This window comes from Amycolatopsis coloradensis, from assembly GCF_001953865.1.
GTDB classification, from domain to species: Bacteria; Actinomycetota; Actinomycetes; order Mycobacteriales; family Pseudonocardiaceae; genus Amycolatopsis; species Amycolatopsis coloradensis.
The window spans coordinates 81,390-97,161 of record NZ_MQUQ01000008.1 but is presented as its reverse complement, the minus strand read 5'-3'; the positions used below and the strand labels follow the sequence as shown (position 1 = coordinate 97,161).

Genomic DNA, 15,772 nt, shown 5'->3' with positions numbered 1-15,772 from the left:
ATATACGAAAGAAAATTTCCGCATAGCGAAATTGCTGAGGTTTTGATGATCGATCTTGCCGGTTCGCGTCATGCGCTGCCGTATGTGCTGAACCTGTCGATGGTCTTCACCGAGTTGCCGCTGCTCGAGCGGCCGGAGACGGCGCGGGCGGCGGGCTTCACCGCGGTCGAGTACTGGTGGCCGTTCGAGACGGCGGTACCGGACGCCGCCGAGGCCGACGCGTTCGTCGTGTCGGTCGAGCAGGCGGGCGTCGCGGTGACCGGGCTGAACTTCTTCCCCGGTGACATGGCGGCCGGCGATCGCGGCCTGGTCACCTGGCCGGGGCGCGAGGGCGAGTTCGCCGCCGGTGTCGCCTCCGCGATCGAACTCGGCGAGCGCCTCGGCTGCCGCCGGTTCAACGCGCTCTACGGCAACCGGATCGGCGGCGCCGACCCGGCCGGGCAGGACAAGCTCGGGCTGGAGAACCTGGCGCTCGCCTCGGACGCGGCCGCGCGGATCGACGCGGAGATCGTCCTGGAACCGTTGTCGGGGGCGGAGAAATACCCGCTCAAGACAGCGGGTGACGTACTGAAGGTGCTCGACGATCTCGGGCGGGACAACGTGAAGCTGCTGGCCGACCTGTATCACCTGGCGGTCAACGGTGACGACCTCGACACGGTCACGACCGTCCACACCGGACGGATCGGCCATGTGCAGATCGCCGATGTCCCAGGGCGGCACCAGCCGGGGACCGGAACGCTGGACATCGAGGGATACCTGGACAAGCTGCGGACGGCGGGCTACCGCGGGCAGGTTGGTGTGGAGTACGAACCCGACGGGCCGAGCGCGGATTCGCTGTCGTGGCTGCCTTTCGAACGAAGGAGACTGGCATGACCAAGCTGGGATTCATCGGCCTGGGGATCATGGGCGGGCCGATGGCGGGACATCTTGTCGCCGCCGGCCACGAGGTGAGCGGATTCGACACGAACGCCGAAGCGCTCGCGAGGCTGGAAGCCGCGGGCGGCCGGGCGGCGACCGGCGTGACGGACGCCGTCGCCGATGCGGAAGTCGTCATCACCATGCTGCCGAACCATCCGCAGGTCGAGGCCGTCGTGCTGGCGGCGGGCGGGGTGCTGGAGTCGGCGAAACCGGGCACCCTGCTGATCGACATGAGCACGATCCGGCCGGAGACCTCCATCGAGGTGGCCGAGCGGGCCGGTGAGCGGGAGATCCGCGTGCTGGACGCACCAGTTTCGGGTGGCCAGGCGGGCGCGGAGCAAGCTTCGCTGTCCATTATGGCCGGTGGGGACACGGAGGATTTCGCGGCCGCGCTTCCGATACTAAAGGCCGTCGGGAAGACGATCGTCCACGTCGGTCCGCACGGCGCCGGTCAGGTCGTCAAGGCCGCGAACCAGCTGGTGGTCGGCGGGACCTATGGGCTGATCGCCGAGGCGATCGTGCTGCTCGAAGCGTCCGGTGTGGACGCAGGGGTCGGGCTGGACGTCCTCGCGGGCGGGCTGGCGGGCAGCCGGATCCTCGAACTCAAACGGAAGTCCATGGTGGCGCGGGAATTCGCGCCGGGCTTCCGGATCGATCTGCACCACAAGGACATGGGCATCGCGCTGGCCGCCGCCAGGCAAGCCGACGTCGCGTTGCCGATTACCGGGCTGGTCGCCCAGCTCGTCGCCGCCGGGCGGGCGATGGGCCACGGTTCGCTCGATCACTCCGCCCTGCTGAAGGTCGTCGAAGCGCTGTCCGGCGCGGAAAGCAAGGAGTGAGGAATGCCCAGAATCCCCGCCATGCAGGCCGTCGTCGACGTCCTGGTCAATGAAGGCGTCGACACCGCGTTCGGCTGTCCCGGCGCCGCGATCCTGCCGCTGTACCACGCGATGCAAGGCAGCGGCATCGAGCATCTGATCGTGCGCCACGAGGAGGGCGCGACCCATATGGCTGACGGCTGGGCGCGGACGACCGGCAAGGTCGGCGTCGCGATCGGCACTTCGGGGCCAGCCGGGACCAACATGATTACCGGGCTGTACACCGCGCAGGCCGATTCGATCCCGATCATCTGCATCACCGGGCAGGCCGACTCGCGGAAGCTGCACACCGAGGCGTTCCAGGCCGTCGACATCGTCGAGATCGCCAAACCGGTGACGAAATGGGCGGTGCAGGTCAGGGAAGCGGCGCAGCTGCCTTGGGTGTTCCGGGAGGCGTTTCGGATCGCGCGGTCCGGCCGTCCCGGCCCGGTGCTGATCGACCTGCCCGTCGACGTCCAGCGGCAGGAGATCGAATGGGACTCCAGCATCGACTCGCCGCTGCCGGTCATCGTCGCGACGCCGTCGCCCGCCAGGGTCGAGCGGGCACTCGATCTGCTGCTGGCCGCCGAACGACCGCTGATCCTCGCCGGTGGCGGGGTGGTGCTCGGTGGCGCGAGCGACCGGCTGCGGACCGCGGCCGAACTGCTCGGTGTGCCGGTCGGCGTGACGCTGATGGGCAAGGGAACCTTCCCCGAGGACCACGAGCTTTTCGCCGGGATGGCGGGCATCCAGACGTCGCAGCGGTGGGCGAACGCGGCCTTCCTCGAAGCGGATCTGGTGCTGGCGCTCGGCGCGCGGTTCGGTGACAGGCACACCGGAGACCTCGACGTCTACCGCGGCAGCCGGAAATTTATCCACGTCGACATCGAGCCGACGCAGCTGGGCAAGGTGTTCGGGCCGGACCTCGGGATCGTGTCGGACACGGGCGCGTTCCTGGAGGCGCTGATCGAGGCGGCGTCGAAGCGTTCGGTGAAGCCGGACCTCGGGTGGGCCCGCCGGATCGGTGCGCTGAAGGAGAGCCTGCCGCGGCGGGAGGACTTCGAGGACACACCGATCAAGGCGCCGCGGGTGTTCAAGGAGATCAACGAATTCTACGGCGAGGACGCCTACTTCGTCACCGCGATCGGCCTGTACCAGATCTGGTCCGGGCAGTTCCAGCGCGCGCACAAGCCACGCCACTACCAGGTGTGCGGCCAGGCAGGCCCGCTCGGCTGGGAGATCCCGGCGGCGATCGGCGTCAAGAAGGCCAAGCCGGAGGCCGAAGTCGTCGGCGTCGTCGGTGACTACTCGTTCCAGTTCCTGGTGGAGGAACTGGCGGTGGCCGCGCAGTACGACGTCGGATTCGTGCTCATCATGCTCAACAACGAGTACCTCGGACTCATCCGCCAGGCCGAGTCCGGCTACGAGATGAACTTCGAGGTCGACATCCACTACGACAAGAACGGCACGGACAACGTCAAGGTCATGGAGGCCTACGGCTGCGCCGGGACCCGCGTCACCGAGCCGGGCGAGATCCGGGCGTCGCTGGAGTGGGCGCGCAAGGAGGCCGAGCGGACGTCGCGGCCGGTGCTGGTGGAGATCATGATCGAACGCGAAGGAAACGCCGCGATGGGCAAGGCACTCGACAGCGTCGTCGAGTTCGAGCCGATCGCGGGCTGAGTCCCGTTCATCTCATCCGGCGCAGGGGACAATAAGTCGGCTACTTGCGCTGGCGCCTGGCGTCCCGGTGTCACCGAGCGGAACCGCCGGCGTGCGCAAACCCCGAACTCGCGTGATCAGGGCCGTGACTCGCGTGCTTGAAGGCGGATCTTGCGAGATCCGCCTTCAAGCACGTGTGTGCGGGGTCTGAGCACGACACGACGTTCCGGCTCCGGTGCTAGGCCTTGCCCTGGTCGTTGCTCAGCCACTTCTCCGGCCGGACCCGGACCAGCACGGAGTTGTCGCTGAGAGCACCGTCGACGTACTTCGTGCCCTCTTCCCCGGGCAGGTAGCGGTGCGCGATCTTCAGCGCCTGCTCACGGGTCGGCGGCTGGTCGTTGGCGATGACCGGACCCTCGGCCGTCACGTACTTGTACGGCAAGGTCTCCTCCTGCGCGACCAGGCTGAGCCTGCCCGCCTTCTTGATCGCCTTGTCCTTGACCGAACCGCCGTCCATCCAGATCAGGAGTTCGCCGCCGGGCTCGTAGTCGTACCAGACCGGTACGGCCAGCGGGGCCCGTCCTTCCCGCTCCACGGCCAGGACCCCGATGTGGACCTCGCTCAGGAAGGCTTCCCGTTCCTCGACGGTCATGACGAAAGACGACATCCGTGTCTCGCTTCTCTTCGGTTGGTGAGCTACGAGAAGCCGTAACGCGGGTCGGGTTCAGGACATTCCAGACGCAATTAGTCCTCTACTCGCGTGGGCGAACCGCGAGTAGAGGACTAATTGCGGTGGTTACGGGGTGGGGGAGACGGAGCTGGTCGGAGTCGCCTCACCGGTGTTCCCCGCCGGAGTGGACGAAGGCGGCGGAGTGGACGTGGTGCTGGACGGCGGAGGCGTAGACGACGGCGGCGTGCTCGAAGGAGGCGTCGACGAGGGCGGCGTCGGAGACGGCGGCGTGCTGGTCGGCTTCGAGGGCGACGTGCTGCTCGGTGGCGTGGTGCTCGGCGGGAGCGATGTGCCGGGCAACGGGGTCGGCGGCGGCGTGGTCGTGCCGGGCGGGGGCGTGCCGGGCGGCGGAGTGCCGGGCAGGGTCGGCACCGGGATCTGGCCGCCGGGTACGCCGGCGGCGACGTCCGAAGATTCGGGGGCGCCGACCGGGACCTGGCTGTCCGGGAACGTCGCGACACCGCCGCGGTAGGCGACCGCCCACCGGATCACGGTGTCCACATAGGACAACGAGTGGTTGTAGCGGTACACGGCGACCCGCTGGGTCTGCTCGGAGGTCAGGTCGACGCCGCCGGAGCAGAGGTAGCGACCCGAGCCCAGCGTCGCGTCGTAGATGTTGTTCGGGTTGGATTCGCCGTCGCCGTTGCCGTCGGAGGCGTAGCCCTTCCACGTGGANNTCCGGGATGGCCGCGAACGGACCGGCGCCGTTGAGCTGCGGGCCGCGGATCGGTTCGAGGGTGTCGCCCTTGGCGTCGACGTAACCGCCGCGCGCGTGATTCGACTCGATCCGGCCGATACTCGCGATCAACGCCCAGTCGATGTGACAGCCAGGCAGTTCTTTCGCGAGGATGTCCGCCGCGTTGCGATAGGCCTTCATCATGCTGGCGGGGATGCCGAGCGCGCCCGACGGCGCGAACGAGCCGCCGACGTTGCCCGTGCCGCCGGGGACGATCAGCGGATCCGGGTTGGGTGGCTGGGGGAGGCTTCCGTCGACGGCGATCTCCGGGACGCTGCCCGCGGGCGGTTGCCAGGGCGCGGCCTGATTCTGTGGCACGGCGGTGTCCTTCGCCGCGGCGATCGGAGTGTCCGGACCCGCCGAAGCGGTGACCGCTGGCAGGACGGCGAGCGCGCCACCGGCGAGCGCGAAGGCCGTCCGGTGCCGGGCGGACAACCTGTCCGTCTGTCGAGGGCGGTGCTTCGGCATGTTTCTCTCCCGCAAGGTCGACTCCGGGCAAAACTATCGGATACAACCGAATTTCGGGGAAGGCGCAAGGAAAAACCTGCGAAGCCGCCGGGATTTCGTCCTCTCGGCACAAGACCTTGGTAGTGAAGTTGTCAATTTCACGCTGAGTTCACCGAAACGCCAGCAGAATTCCCTGCCGCTCCACGGGACGGGCCTCAACCGCGTGCAAAGAAGTCTTTGCACAATCTCCTTTGCACGCGGTACCTTGGCGTCATGACCGGTCCGCCGCCACCCGAGGAGATCACCGACGCCGCCGTGCTGAAAGCGGTGATGCATCCGTTGCGCAGGCGGATCATGGATTCGTTGGGCAGAGGGCCCGCGACGGCGACGAAGCTGGCCAAGGAACTGGGCGAGAGTTCGGGCGCGACCAGCTATCACCTGCGGGAACTGGCGAAGTACGACTTCATCGACGAGGCACCGGAACTCGCGCACGGCAAGGAACGCTGGTGGCGGGCCCGGGCACGCGACATCCGCTGGCCCCGGCACAGCGAGCAGAACGACGAGATGCGCGCGGTGTTCGACGAGGCGCACCGTGCCGCGTTCACCGAAGACCTCGAACAGCTGGCGAGGTTCCTCGAAAAGCGCGGCGAACTGGGCGACTGGGGTGACGCGTTCGTGTTCTCGCGCGGCGCGGTGTACGTGGACCTCCCGGAACTGAAGCAGTTCTGGGAGGAGTACCTGGACCTGCTGCGCCGCTACTGGCGGCCGGAACCCGCTCCCGGCGCACGGAAAGTGGTCGTGCGCTGGGTGGCGTTCCCGGATCCGGAAGGGGACGAGGAAAGGGAGGACTGAGCACTGCCAGGTGGGAGAGCGGCCACTCGACCACCCGGGATCGCGTCAGCACGCCGGACGGCGTGTCTTTACGAACAACTCCACACACAAGGGGGAGCAGCATGCTGCTCTGGAAGAGAATCGCGGCCATCGGCGCCGCGACGAGCCTGCTCGCGGCGGCCGTGCAACCGCCGGAGGGAGCATTCCGGCCGGACGCCGCCATCCGCTACACCGAGTACGGCATCCCGCACATCGTCGCGAACGACACCGAACGGTACGGCGAGAAGGACATCCTCGCCTCGCCGTCGCTTGAGGCGGTCCGGGTGAGCAGGCGATGATCGCCGCGCTGCTCGCGGCCGTCGTGGCGGTGTCGTCGCCCGCGCCCGCCGCGGCTCCGGCCGGTGACGTGTCGTTCACCAGTCACGGCGTGACCCTGCACGGAACGGTGGTCGCACCGGAGGGCGGCGGGCTCGCGCCGGGAATCGTGATGGTGCACGGCTCGGGCGAACACGACAGGGACGACTACCGCGCCGAGGCCGAGACGTTCGCCAAGGCGGGGATCGCGACACTGATCTACGACAAGCGGACCGAAGGATATTCGCTGTTCGAGCGGGACTATTCGGTCCTGGCCGACGACGCGCTGGCAGCGGTCCAGACGCTGCGTTCGCGTCCGGGGGTGGATCCGGCCCGGGTCGGGGTCTGGGGTTTGAGCGAAGGGGGCTGGGTCGCGCCGTTGGCGGCGGCGAAGTCGGAAGACGTCGCTTTCGCGGTCACGGTCGGGGCCAACGGCGTCTCGCCCGACCGTCAGCAGTCGTGGGCGTTTGAGACCTACCTGCGGCACGGCGGGGTCACCGGTTCGCTGGTGGACATGGTGGCGTCGACGAACATACGGACTCTCGCGGGCGCCGGTGCGTTCCCCGAGGCCGGGTACGACCCGGTACCGGTGCTGGAGAAGGTGCGGCAGCCGGTGCTCGGGCTGTGGGGTGAACTGGACCGGCTGACCCCACCCGGCGAGGCCGTCCGGATCTTCCGGGAAACGCTGGAACGAACCGGGAACCGGCAGTACACACTGAAGGTCTTCCCGCAGGCCCAGCATGGACTCCGGCGGACGACGAACGGCTTCGACAAGCTCGACGGTTTCGCCCCCGGCTACCTCGACCTGGTGGGGTCCTGGGTGAACGGCCTGAAGGACGGTCCGCTCCGGCCGTCCGCGGATCCGCCGCCGAGGCAGGAGAGTGAGAGCGTCGCGCTGGCACCACTGGCCTGGTACGAGTCGCCGTGGTCGCAGATCGGCGTATGGGCGTTGGCGTTGCTGGCGTTCGCGGCTTATCCGGTGACGGCGTTGTTCCGCCGCCGCAAGAGTGTGCCGCTCGCCCGGCCCGCGCGCTGGCTGGCGTCGACCGGGTTGCTCGCCACCGCGGGATTCCTCGCCTACTACGTCACCTTGTCGGCGGGAGGGGCGATGACGCCGGGACCTGTCCTCTTCGGACGGACGTTGCCGTGGCTCGCGTTGCAGCTGATCGCGGTCGGTGTCGTCGTCTCGGGTGTGGTGACCGCGGTTTCGTGGTGGCGGCGTGACGAGGGCGGGGGACTCCGGGTCGGGTTGGCATTGGCCGGAGCCGTCCTGTTCGTTCCGTGGGCCGTCCACTGGGGACTGCTCGTGCCGTGACGTGAGCCTGGGTGCCGGGCGGCCACCCGGCACCCAGGCGAACGGAAGCCGCGTCACCACGCCCGAGGGCGTGTCTTCACGAACGGACCTCCGGGTCAGAAGATACTCAGGGTTTCGGGGCGACGGCGAACCGGCGCAGTTCCAGTGCCGGGTTCTTGGCACGCACCTCGGAGAGACGCTCGGCCGAAAGTTCGGCGGCGACGGTCCCCGTGCGTTCGCCGGCCGACGCGAGCACGACGCCCATCGGGTCGACGATCATGCTGTGTCCTGACCCGGTCGGCGCCGCCTGCCCGGCCGCGACGAGGTAGATCGTGTTCTCGATCGCCCGCGCCCGGACCAGCGTGGTCCAGTGGTCCTCCTTGAGCGGGCCGGGCATCCATTCGGCGGGCAGCAGCACCGCGTCGGCGCCCGCGTCGACCAGGCGGCGGGTGACTTCCGGGAACCGCAGGTCGTAACAGGTCTGGAGGCCGAAGACGATCCCGTCGACTTCGAACGTCTCCGGGGCTTCGATGTCACCAGGCCGGACCAGCTCCGACTCGCGGAAACCGAAGGCGTCGTACAGGTGCAGCTTGCGGTAGAGCGCGGCGATCGACCCGTCGGGACCGGCCGCGACGAGTGTGTTGGAGATCCGCTCGCCGCCGGGGAGCGCCTCGTTGATGCCCGCGACGACGGTGATCTGCCGTTCCTTGGCGAGTCCGCGCAGTTCGGTGACGAACGGGCCGTCGAGTTCTTCCGCCGAGGTCACGAATTCCCGGCTCATCGTCGGTACGGTGAACAGCGAGTACTCGGGCAGTACGACCACCCGTGCCCCGCGGTCGGCCGCTTCGCCGGCGAGGGAGGCGACGCGGGCGAGGTTGGCCTGTTTGTCGTTGCCGGGCGCGAACTGCGCCACCGCGACGTGCACCATGGGACCCCTTCCAATAAGTGGAACTCTTGTATACATGATGGATACTTGACTGGTCCAGGTGTAGGCTCGGTCGCGGAAAGTAACGGCATAGAGGGGGAGCGAGATGACTGTGACCGCCGAAGGGGGCGGCCCGGCGCGCGAACGGGTCTACACGTGGCTGCGCGACGGAATCATCTCGGGCGAGCTGGAAGGCGGCCGCTTCCTCGACGAAATGTGGGTGTCCGGTGTCGTCGGCGTATCGAGGACACCGGTGCGGGAGGCGTTCCACCGCCTCGCCGCCGAACGGTTCATCAGCCTCTTGCCGCGCAAGGGCGCCCAGGTACGCACGGTCACCTCCCGGGAACTGGAAGAGGTCTACCAGAGCAGACGGCTGATCGAGGGCCACGCCATCGCGACGCTGTGCGCGAACCGGGCCGGTGCTCCCGCCGAACTGCCGGAACTCATCGAAGGGATGGTGCGCTCGGGTGCCGAACGCGACTGGTTCGCCGTTTCGGGGTTCGACCGCCGGTTCCATCGCGCCATCGTGAACGCGGCGGGCAACACCGTCCTGACCGAGTTGTACGACACGCTCCGTTCGCGGCAGCAACGCGTCACCGTCCGCGCGCTGGAAGCGCGACCCGAGCGGCTGACGGTGATCAACGACGAACACCGGGAGCTGGTCGCCGCCTTGAACGACCACGACGCCAAAGAGGCGTCACGGTTGCTGGAGCAGCATTTGCGCCCGGTGTCCGAAGTGATGTCGTTGCTGCCCCAGGAAGGCTGACCCGGCTGGTCGTGCGTCGAACAGTGGATCCCGCCGCCGCCCGAAGCGATGGTCGAAGGACTCGGCGAGCGGTGGCTTTCTGGTTCGATGGACCGGGCACGGGCGCTCCTGCGTGGCGCGATCACGCTGGAACTGGACAGGGTGGGGGCCAGAATGGGACTCGAGAAGGTCGTCGGCGTCATGCGGGACAACCTCACCGTCCGGCGCGTCTACGGAGAGCCCGTCGAGAAGGACGGTGTCGTGGTGATCCCGGCGGCGAGCGTCATCGGCGGCGGGGGCGGCGGGCACGGTACCGAACAGGGCAAGGAAGGCGAGGGTGGCGGGTTCGTGCTCGCCGCGCGTCCGGTCGGCGCGTACGTGCTCAAGGGCGGCGACGTGCGCTGGGTACCGGCGGTGGACGTGACCTTCCTCGGTGCGGTGTTCGCCATCATGGTCGCGACGATCCACAAGTCACGGCGCCGGAAGGGCTGACGCTCACCCCGGCGACCGCGCGGTGATGCCGGTGAGGATGAGATCGACCCCGGTGAGGAACTGCTCCCGGTCGTCGTGCTCGCGGACCTGGCCTGCGATGGACTTCATGAACGGGAACTCGCCGGAATCGAGTTCTTCCCACGCGTTCGCCGCGGCGTGGAGGAATTCGGCGCGGTCAACCCCGCCGTCGAGGACACGGGCGTTCGCGGCGTTCTGGCCGGCGGCGCCGAAGATGTAGTGCGTCAGCGCCGAGGTCGCGGTGAACCAGGTGGCTTCCGGCACGCCGAGCGCGCTGACCCGGCGGCCGATGCTTTCGAAGATCCGCGGTGTGGCCGAGCCCCAAGGGCTGCGGGAAAGCTGAACGGCCAGTTGCGCGGAAAGCCACGGATGCCGGTCGATCGCCTCGAACAGGCCGAGGGCGATGGCGCGGATCTCGTCCCGGGGCGAGCCCGTGTCCTGGACGGTCAGCGCCCCGGCGATGACCGACGCGGTCGCGTCGGCGAGCAGCGCGTTTTTGTTCGGCACATGCCAGTAGATCGCCCCGGAGCCGGTGGCGAGGCGTTCGGTCAGCGTCTTGAAGGTCAGCCCGCGTTCGCCGTCCGCGTCGAGCAGCTCGATGGCGGCCTCGACGATGCGGTCACGCGACAGTGCTTCCGCGCGGGTCCGTGGTGCCATGCCGCCATCCTGGCAGGTTCGGGTTAGTTTCCTTGCATGGCGAAAAGCTCGGCGGTGGAGATCGAGGTCGGCGACCGGACGGTGCGCGTCTCGAACCCGGATCGTGTCTACTTCCCGGCGCGGGGTGAGACGAAGCTCGATCTCGTCCGGTACTACCTCGCTGTCGGCGACGGGATCGTGCGGGCGCTGCGGGAGCGGCCGTGCATGCTGCACCGGTTCCCGTCCGGCGTGTCGGGGGAGAAGGTCCATCAGAAGCGTGTCCCGAACGGTGCCCCGGACTGGTTGCAGACCGTCCGCGTCGACTTCCCGTCCGGCAGGCACGCCTACGAACTGTGCGTCACCCATCCGGCGGACGTGATCTGGGCGGTGCAGATGTCGACCGTCGAGTTCCACCCCTGGAACTCCCGCCGGGCCGACACCGAACGCCCCGACGAGTGGCGGATCGATCTCGACCCGATGCCCGACTGCCCGTTCGACACCGTGCGGAAGGTCGCCCACACCGTCCACGAGATCCTCGACGAACTCGGTATCACCGGCTGGCCGAAGACGTCCGGCGGCCATGGGTTGCACGTCTACGTCCGGATCGAACCCCGGTGGGGTTTCCAGGAGGTTCGCCGGGCGGCGCTCGCCTTCGCGCACGAGGTCGAACGCCGGATGCCCGACGAGGTCACCACCACCTGGTGGCGCAAGGACCGCGATCCCTCGAAACTGTTCGTCGACTACAACCAGAACGCCCGTGACCACACCATCGCGAGCGCCTACTCGGTTCGCGGCGTGCCCGAAGCCGTCGTCTCGACCCCGATCACCTGGGACGAGATCGACGCCGTCGAGCCGCGTGAGCACACCATCGCCACCGTGCCCGCGCGCTTCGCCGAACTCGGCGACCTGCACGCGGGCATCGACGACACGGCGTACTCGCTCGACACCCTGCTCGAATGGGCGGACCGCGACGGCCTCGAAACCGAGGGCTAGCCCTATTCGCCACTAGAGGACTAATTGCGAACCGTTACTCGGGTGGACCGATCTCGGGCCCGAGCCCGGTCTCGCCACTAGAGGACTAATTGCGACTCTCGCACTGCGATCGTAGGCACGGGGTGTAACACCGAGCTTGATCAACGCGTCTAGACAGGAACGATCTTGTCGCGAGAGGCACTACGATGACGAACCCCTACGGCACCCCGTACCCCCATCCATCCATGCCGCCGAAGAAGCGGCCAATCTGGCCGTGGTTTCTCGTCGGCGGTGGCGTGCTGTTCCTCGGAATCGTGGCCGTCCTGGTCCTCGCTGTCGCCGTCAGCCCGACTACGCGCACCGGCGTCTCGAACTCGGACGGCGGGAACGTCGCGGCACCGGCGGAAACCTCGGCTACGCCCGAGGAACAGCGCACCGAAGCGGGTTTCCGGCCGCTCAAGGTCGGTGAGGAGGCGTCGTGGGGTCCGAACGGTGGCCGTGATCCGTTCGTCAAGTTCACCTTGACCAAGATCGCCGTTGACCCGAAGTGCTCGCCGTACATGAAGCGGGACGCCGGAAAGCACACACTGCTCGTCGATGTCGCCGTGCAAACGCTCGACTTCCCCGATGACTCGGCGGGCTTCGAGATCGCCGCGACCCTCAACCCGTTCAAGTTTCAGACCCGTGACGCCGCGGGGACGACGCACTCGGGTTCCATCAGCATATGCGTGGGCTCGTCAAAGCACATGCCCGTGACTTACTCGCCCAACTCGAAGTACACGGGACAGATCGAAATCGAGGTTGAGGACAAGACCGGCGCGCTACTGCTCGCCCGCGGCTTCTCCAACGGTTCCGGCTGGGAATGGGCCTACTGACACGCTGCCTAGCGGTCTCGCCAAGCCAGCGGCGACAAGGTCACGGCGGCTTCTGCGATACGTCGAGCGGTCTTGGTCACTAGCCCTTTCCGGCCGGACTTGATCTATCAGGTGACGCGCTCGACGCCGGTTTCTCGGTACTCAACGGCCTGAAACAGCATTTCGAGCTTGTCGGCGTCCTTCGCGCATTTCGCTTCGATGGTCTGCCGAGTCTCGTACTCGTCGACGGCGGCTCGAACCATGTCGCCGGACGTGGACGGCAAAGCGGCCGTCTGGTCGGCGGTGATCTCTCGGGGCTCGGGCTTGGTCATGTACTTGGCCGCGGTGTGCGGATGTCCCAGTCCGCGTCTCCTGCGTGTCGTGCCAGAGCGCAAGGAACGCGGCGCGCTCGGGGTTCGCGCCTTCCTCGGCGGCGAGAAGCGCCGCAATCTGTGCCGTGCGGAAGCTGTGTTCCGCGACCGACTCGGGCACGCGGACACCGACATGCCACCACCCCGTGCGGCTCATTCGCTTGAGCAAGCCGAGTTCGTAGGTGAATGCGGCGAGTGAGGTGGACTCGTCGTCTGGCATGGGCCTGTTCTCCTGACGGTCGGCGAGACGCAGAGCGTAGTAAAGACCGGCGACCTGGTCGCGCCCGTCGCGAGTTAGCACGTTGGGAGGGCCCCTCAAGGACTCGACATGCCCGGGTGGCCGCCTCGTCGCGGACGCCCCCTTCGGCGCGAACCAAGGTCGTGACGATACGGACCTACGGCAGCTGAGCTTCACGTGATTTTCACGGAATCAACCGTCTAGAGGACTAATCGCGAACGGTCACTTGCCGATGTAGGCCTTCAGGTGCTCGCCGGTGAGCGTCGAAGCGGTCGCGACGAGGTCGGACGGCGTGCCCTCGAAGACGATCTTGCCGCCGTCGTGGCCGGCGCCGGGGCCGAGGTCGATGATCCAGTCGGCGTGCGCCATGACGGCCTGGTGGTGCTCGATCACGATCACGGACTTGCCTGCGTCGACGAGCCGGTCCAGCAGGCCGAGCAGGTTTTCGACGTCGGCGAGGTGCAGGCCGGTGGTCGGCTCGTCGAGGACGTAGACGCCGCCCTTGTCGCCCATGTGCGTCGCGAGCTTCAGCCGCTGTCGTTCACCACCGGAGAGCGTGGTGAGCGGCTGGCCGAGGCTGAGGTAGCCGAGCCCGACGTCCTTGAGCCTGCCGAGGATGGCGTGCGCTGCCGGGATGCGCCCCTCGCCCTCGCCGAAGAATTCTTCGGCCTCGGACACCGGCATCGCGAGTGCCTCGCTGATGTTCTTGCCGCCGAAGGTGTACTCCAGCACCGAAGCCTGGAACCGCCTGCCTTCGCACTCCTCGCAGGTGGTCGCGGTCCCCGCCATGATGCCGAGGTCGGTGTAGATGACGCCCGCGCCGTTGCAGTTCGGGCAGGCACCCTCGGAGTTGGCGCTGAACAGAGCAGGCTTCACGCCGTTGGCCTTGGCGAACGCCTTGCGGATCGGTTCGAGCAGGCCGGTGTAGGTGGCCGGGTTGCTCCGCCGCGAGCCGCGGATGGGGGTCTGATCGACCGAAACCACACCCTCGGCGGCGGGGATCGATCCGTGGATCAGCGAACTCTTGCCGGAACCCGCGACACCGGTGACGACACAGAGGACGCCGAGCGGAACGTCGACATCGACGTTCCGGAGGTTGTGCCGGTCCGCGCCGCGGATCTCCAGTTTGCCGGTGGGCTTGCGGACACTGTCCTTGAGCGACGCCCGGTCGTCGAGGTGCCTGCCGGTGCTGGTGTCGCTGGCGCGGAGCCCTTCGACGGTGCCCTCGAAGCAGATCGTCCCGCCCTCCGTGCCCGCGCCGGGGCCCAGGTCGACGACGTGGTCGGCGATGGCGATCGCCTCCGGCTTGTGCTCGACGACCAGCACCGTGTTGCCCTTGTCGCGCAGCTGCTGGAGCAGGTTGTTCATCCGCTGGATGTCGTGCGGGTGCAGGCCGATGGTGGGCTCGTCGAAGACGTACGTGACGTCGGTGAGCGAAGAGCCGAGGTGCCGGATCATCTTCGTCCGCTGCGCCTCACCACCCGAGAGGGTGCCGGACGGCCGGTCGAGCGAGAGGTAGCCGAGTCCGATGTCCACGAAGGAGTCGAGCGTGTGCTGGAGCTTCTCCAGCAGCGGCGCCACCGACGGCTCCTTGAGCCCGCGGACCCAGTCGGCGAGATCGCTGATCTGCATCGAGCACGCGTCGGCGATGTTGATCCGCTTGATCTTCGACGACCGGGCGAGTTCGCTGAGCCGGGTGCCGTCGCATTCGGGGCAGGTGGTGAAGGTGACCGCCCGGTCCACGAACGCGCGGATATGCGGCTGCATCGCCTCGCGGTCCTTGGACAGGAACGACTTCTGGATCGTGGGGATCAGCCCGGAGTAGGTCAGGTTGATGCCGTCGATCTTGAGCTTGACCGGCTCCTTGTAGAGCAGGTCGTCCAGCTGCCGCTTGGTGTACTTCTTGATCGGCTTGTCCGGGTCGAAGAAGCCGCAGCCGCGGAGGATGCGGCCGAACCAGCCCTCCATGGAGAACCCGGGGACCGACAGGGCGCCCTCGTTGAGGGACTTGGTGTCGTCGTACAGCGCGGTGAGGTCGATGTCGTTGACCTTGCCCCGGCCTTCACAACGGGCGCACATCCCGCCGGTGATGCTGAATTCGCGGCGTTCTTTCGTGGTCCGCCCGCCCTTGTCGACGGTGACGGCACCCGCGCCGGAGATCGAGGCGACGTTGAAGGAGAAGGCCTGAGGCGAGCCGATGTGCGGCTTCCCGATCCGGCTGAAGAGGATGCGCAGCATCGCGCTGGCGTCGGTGGCGGTGCCGACGGTGGAGCGCGGGTCGGCGCCCATCCGCTGCTGGTCGACGATGATCGCGGTGGTCAGGCCGTCGAGTACGTCGACCTCGGGCCGCGCCAGCGTCGGCATGAAGCCCTGCACGAAGGTGCTGTAGGTCTCGTTGATCAGCCGCTGCGACTCGGCCGCGATCGTGTCGAAGACCAGGGAGCTCTTGCCAGAGCCGGAGACGCCGGTGAACACCGTCAGCCGTCGTTTCGGCAGCTCGACGGCCACATCCTTGAGGTTGTTCTCGCGGGCGCCCAGCACGCGGATCAGGTCGTGGCTGTCGGCGGGGTGTTCCTCGGGCGGCTGCGGCCTGGTGGTCTTGCGCATCGTTTCTCCATCCTGATGTGGGCCGCGTGTACGGTCCGTCAGCCTCTCCGGGCTCGATCTAACCAGTTTCGAGCCGTTCGTCCTCTTC

14 protein-coding genes and 2 pseudogenes are annotated in these 15,772 nt (G+C 67.8%); 10 read left to right on the top strand and 6 right to left on the bottom strand.

The window, feature by feature from the left end; genetic code table 11:
- Nucleotides 1-45 precede the first annotated feature (45 nt).
- Genes BS329_RS16415 through gcl form a run of 3 tightly spaced genes read left to right on the top strand, consistent with a single transcriptional unit; the run spans nt 46 to nt 3,455 of the window.
- Nucleotides 46-873 (top strand): hydroxypyruvate isomerase family protein, encoded by an 828-nt coding sequence (locus BS329_RS16415; protein WP_076161649.1) that lies wholly within the window; start codon nt 46-48, stop codon nt 871-873.
- Nucleotides 870-1,757: a 2-hydroxy-3-oxopropionate reductase gene (locus tag BS329_RS16410; RefSeq protein ID WP_076161647.1), complete on the top strand. Its 888-nt coding sequence runs from the start codon at nt 870-872 to the stop codon at nt 1,755-1,757. The genes BS329_RS16415 and BS329_RS16410 overlap by 4 nt, the downstream gene beginning before the upstream one ends.
- 21 nt (nt 1,758-1,778) lie before the next feature.
- Nucleotides 1,779-3,455 carry a glyoxylate carboligase gene (gene gcl, locus BS329_RS16405; RefSeq protein WP_244197193.1) on the top strand — a complete coding sequence of 559 codons (1,677 nt, stop codon included), beginning with the start codon at nt 1,779-1,781 and terminating at the stop codon, nt 3,453-3,455.
- Between the two features lie 217 nt (nt 3,456-3,672).
- Here gcl and BS329_RS16400 read toward each other — a convergent pair whose 3' ends face one another.
- Nucleotides 3,673-4,101 carry a pyridoxamine 5'-phosphate oxidase family protein gene (locus tag BS329_RS16400; protein WP_076161643.1) on the bottom strand — a complete coding sequence of 143 codons (429 nt, stop codon included), beginning with the start codon at nt 4,099-4,101 and terminating at the stop codon, nt 3,673-3,675.
- Between the two features lie 129 nt (nt 4,102-4,230).
- Nucleotides 4,231-5,368 (bottom strand): annotated as a pseudogene (locus BS329_RS44605) (lytic transglycosylase domain-containing protein).
- Nucleotides 5,369-5,620: 252 nt separating this feature from the next.
- On the opposite strand from BS329_RS44605, the gene BS329_RS16390 reads away from it, so the two are divergent.
- The 3 genes from BS329_RS16390 to BS329_RS16380 all read left to right on the top strand — a co-directional run bounded on the left by BS329_RS16390 (nt 5,621) and on the right by BS329_RS16380 (nt 7,847).
- Complete coding sequence (locus BS329_RS16390) at nt 5,621-6,199, top strand: ArsR/SmtB family transcription factor (RefSeq protein ID WP_076161641.1); 579 nt, start codon at nt 5,621-5,623, stop codon at nt 6,197-6,199.
- Between the two features lie 101 nt (nt 6,200-6,300).
- A complete protein-coding gene (locus tag BS329_RS16385) occupies nt 6,301-6,516 on the top strand; it encodes a hypothetical protein (protein WP_076161639.1) in 216 nt (71 codons plus the stop codon).
- Nucleotides 6,513-7,847, top strand: a complete 1,335-nt coding sequence (locus BS329_RS16380; RefSeq protein ID WP_143253071.1) for an alpha/beta hydrolase family protein — start codon at nt 6,513-6,515, stop codon at nt 7,845-7,847. The genes BS329_RS16385 and BS329_RS16380 overlap by 4 nt, the downstream gene beginning before the upstream one ends.
- 106 nt (nt 7,848-7,953) lie before the next feature.
- Here BS329_RS16380 and BS329_RS16375 read toward each other — a convergent pair whose 3' ends face one another.
- A complete protein-coding gene (locus tag BS329_RS16375; protein ID WP_076161637.1) occupies nt 7,954-8,754 on the bottom strand; it encodes a carbon-nitrogen hydrolase family protein in 801 nt (266 codons plus the stop codon).
- Between the two features lie 103 nt (nt 8,755-8,857).
- Here BS329_RS16375 and BS329_RS16370 point away from each other — a divergent pair, with 103 nt between their 5' ends.
- Nucleotides 8,858-9,517 (top strand): GntR family transcriptional regulator, encoded by a 660-nt coding sequence (locus tag BS329_RS16370; protein WP_208619222.1) that lies wholly within the window; start codon nt 8,858-8,860, stop codon nt 9,515-9,517.
- A 153-nt stretch (nt 9,518-9,670) separates the two neighbouring features.
- Nucleotides 9,671-9,988, top strand: coding sequence for a sporulation protein (locus BS329_RS16365; protein WP_076161871.1), 318 nt, complete (start codon nt 9,671-9,673; stop codon nt 9,986-9,988).
- A 3-nt stretch (nt 9,989-9,991) separates the two neighbouring features.
- Here the strand turns inward: BS329_RS16365 and BS329_RS16360 are convergent, their stop codons facing one another.
- Complete coding sequence (locus tag BS329_RS16360) at nt 9,992-10,663, bottom strand: TetR/AcrR family transcriptional regulator (RefSeq protein ID WP_076161635.1); 672 nt, start codon at nt 10,661-10,663, stop codon at nt 9,992-9,994.
- A gap of 36 nt (nt 10,664-10,699) precedes the next feature.
- Between BS329_RS16360 and ligD the strand changes: the two genes are divergently transcribed.
- The gene (gene ligD, locus BS329_RS16355; RefSeq protein ID WP_076161633.1) at nt 10,700-11,635 is read left to right on the top strand and encodes a non-homologous end-joining DNA ligase; all 936 of its coding nucleotides are present in this window, start codon (nt 10,700-10,702) and stop codon (nt 11,633-11,635) included.
- A 185-nt stretch (nt 11,636-11,820) separates the two neighbouring features.
- On the top strand, nt 11,821-12,489 hold the full coding sequence (locus BS329_RS16350) for a hypothetical protein (protein ID WP_076161631.1): 669 nt from the start codon (nt 11,821-11,823) through the stop codon (nt 12,487-12,489).
- A gap of 8 nt (nt 12,490-12,497) precedes the next feature.
- Here BS329_RS16350 and BS329_RS16345 read toward each other — a convergent pair.
- Both BS329_RS16345 and BS329_RS16340 read right to left on the bottom strand, forming a co-directional pair.
- Nucleotides 12,498-13,059: pseudogene (locus BS329_RS16345) on the bottom strand (HD domain-containing protein).
- Nucleotides 13,060-13,299: 240 nt separating this feature from the next.
- Complete coding sequence (locus BS329_RS16340) at nt 13,300-15,684, bottom strand: ATP-binding cassette domain-containing protein (protein WP_076161629.1); 2,385 nt, start codon at nt 15,682-15,684, stop codon at nt 13,300-13,302.
- Nucleotides 15,685-15,772: the final 88 nt, after the last annotated feature.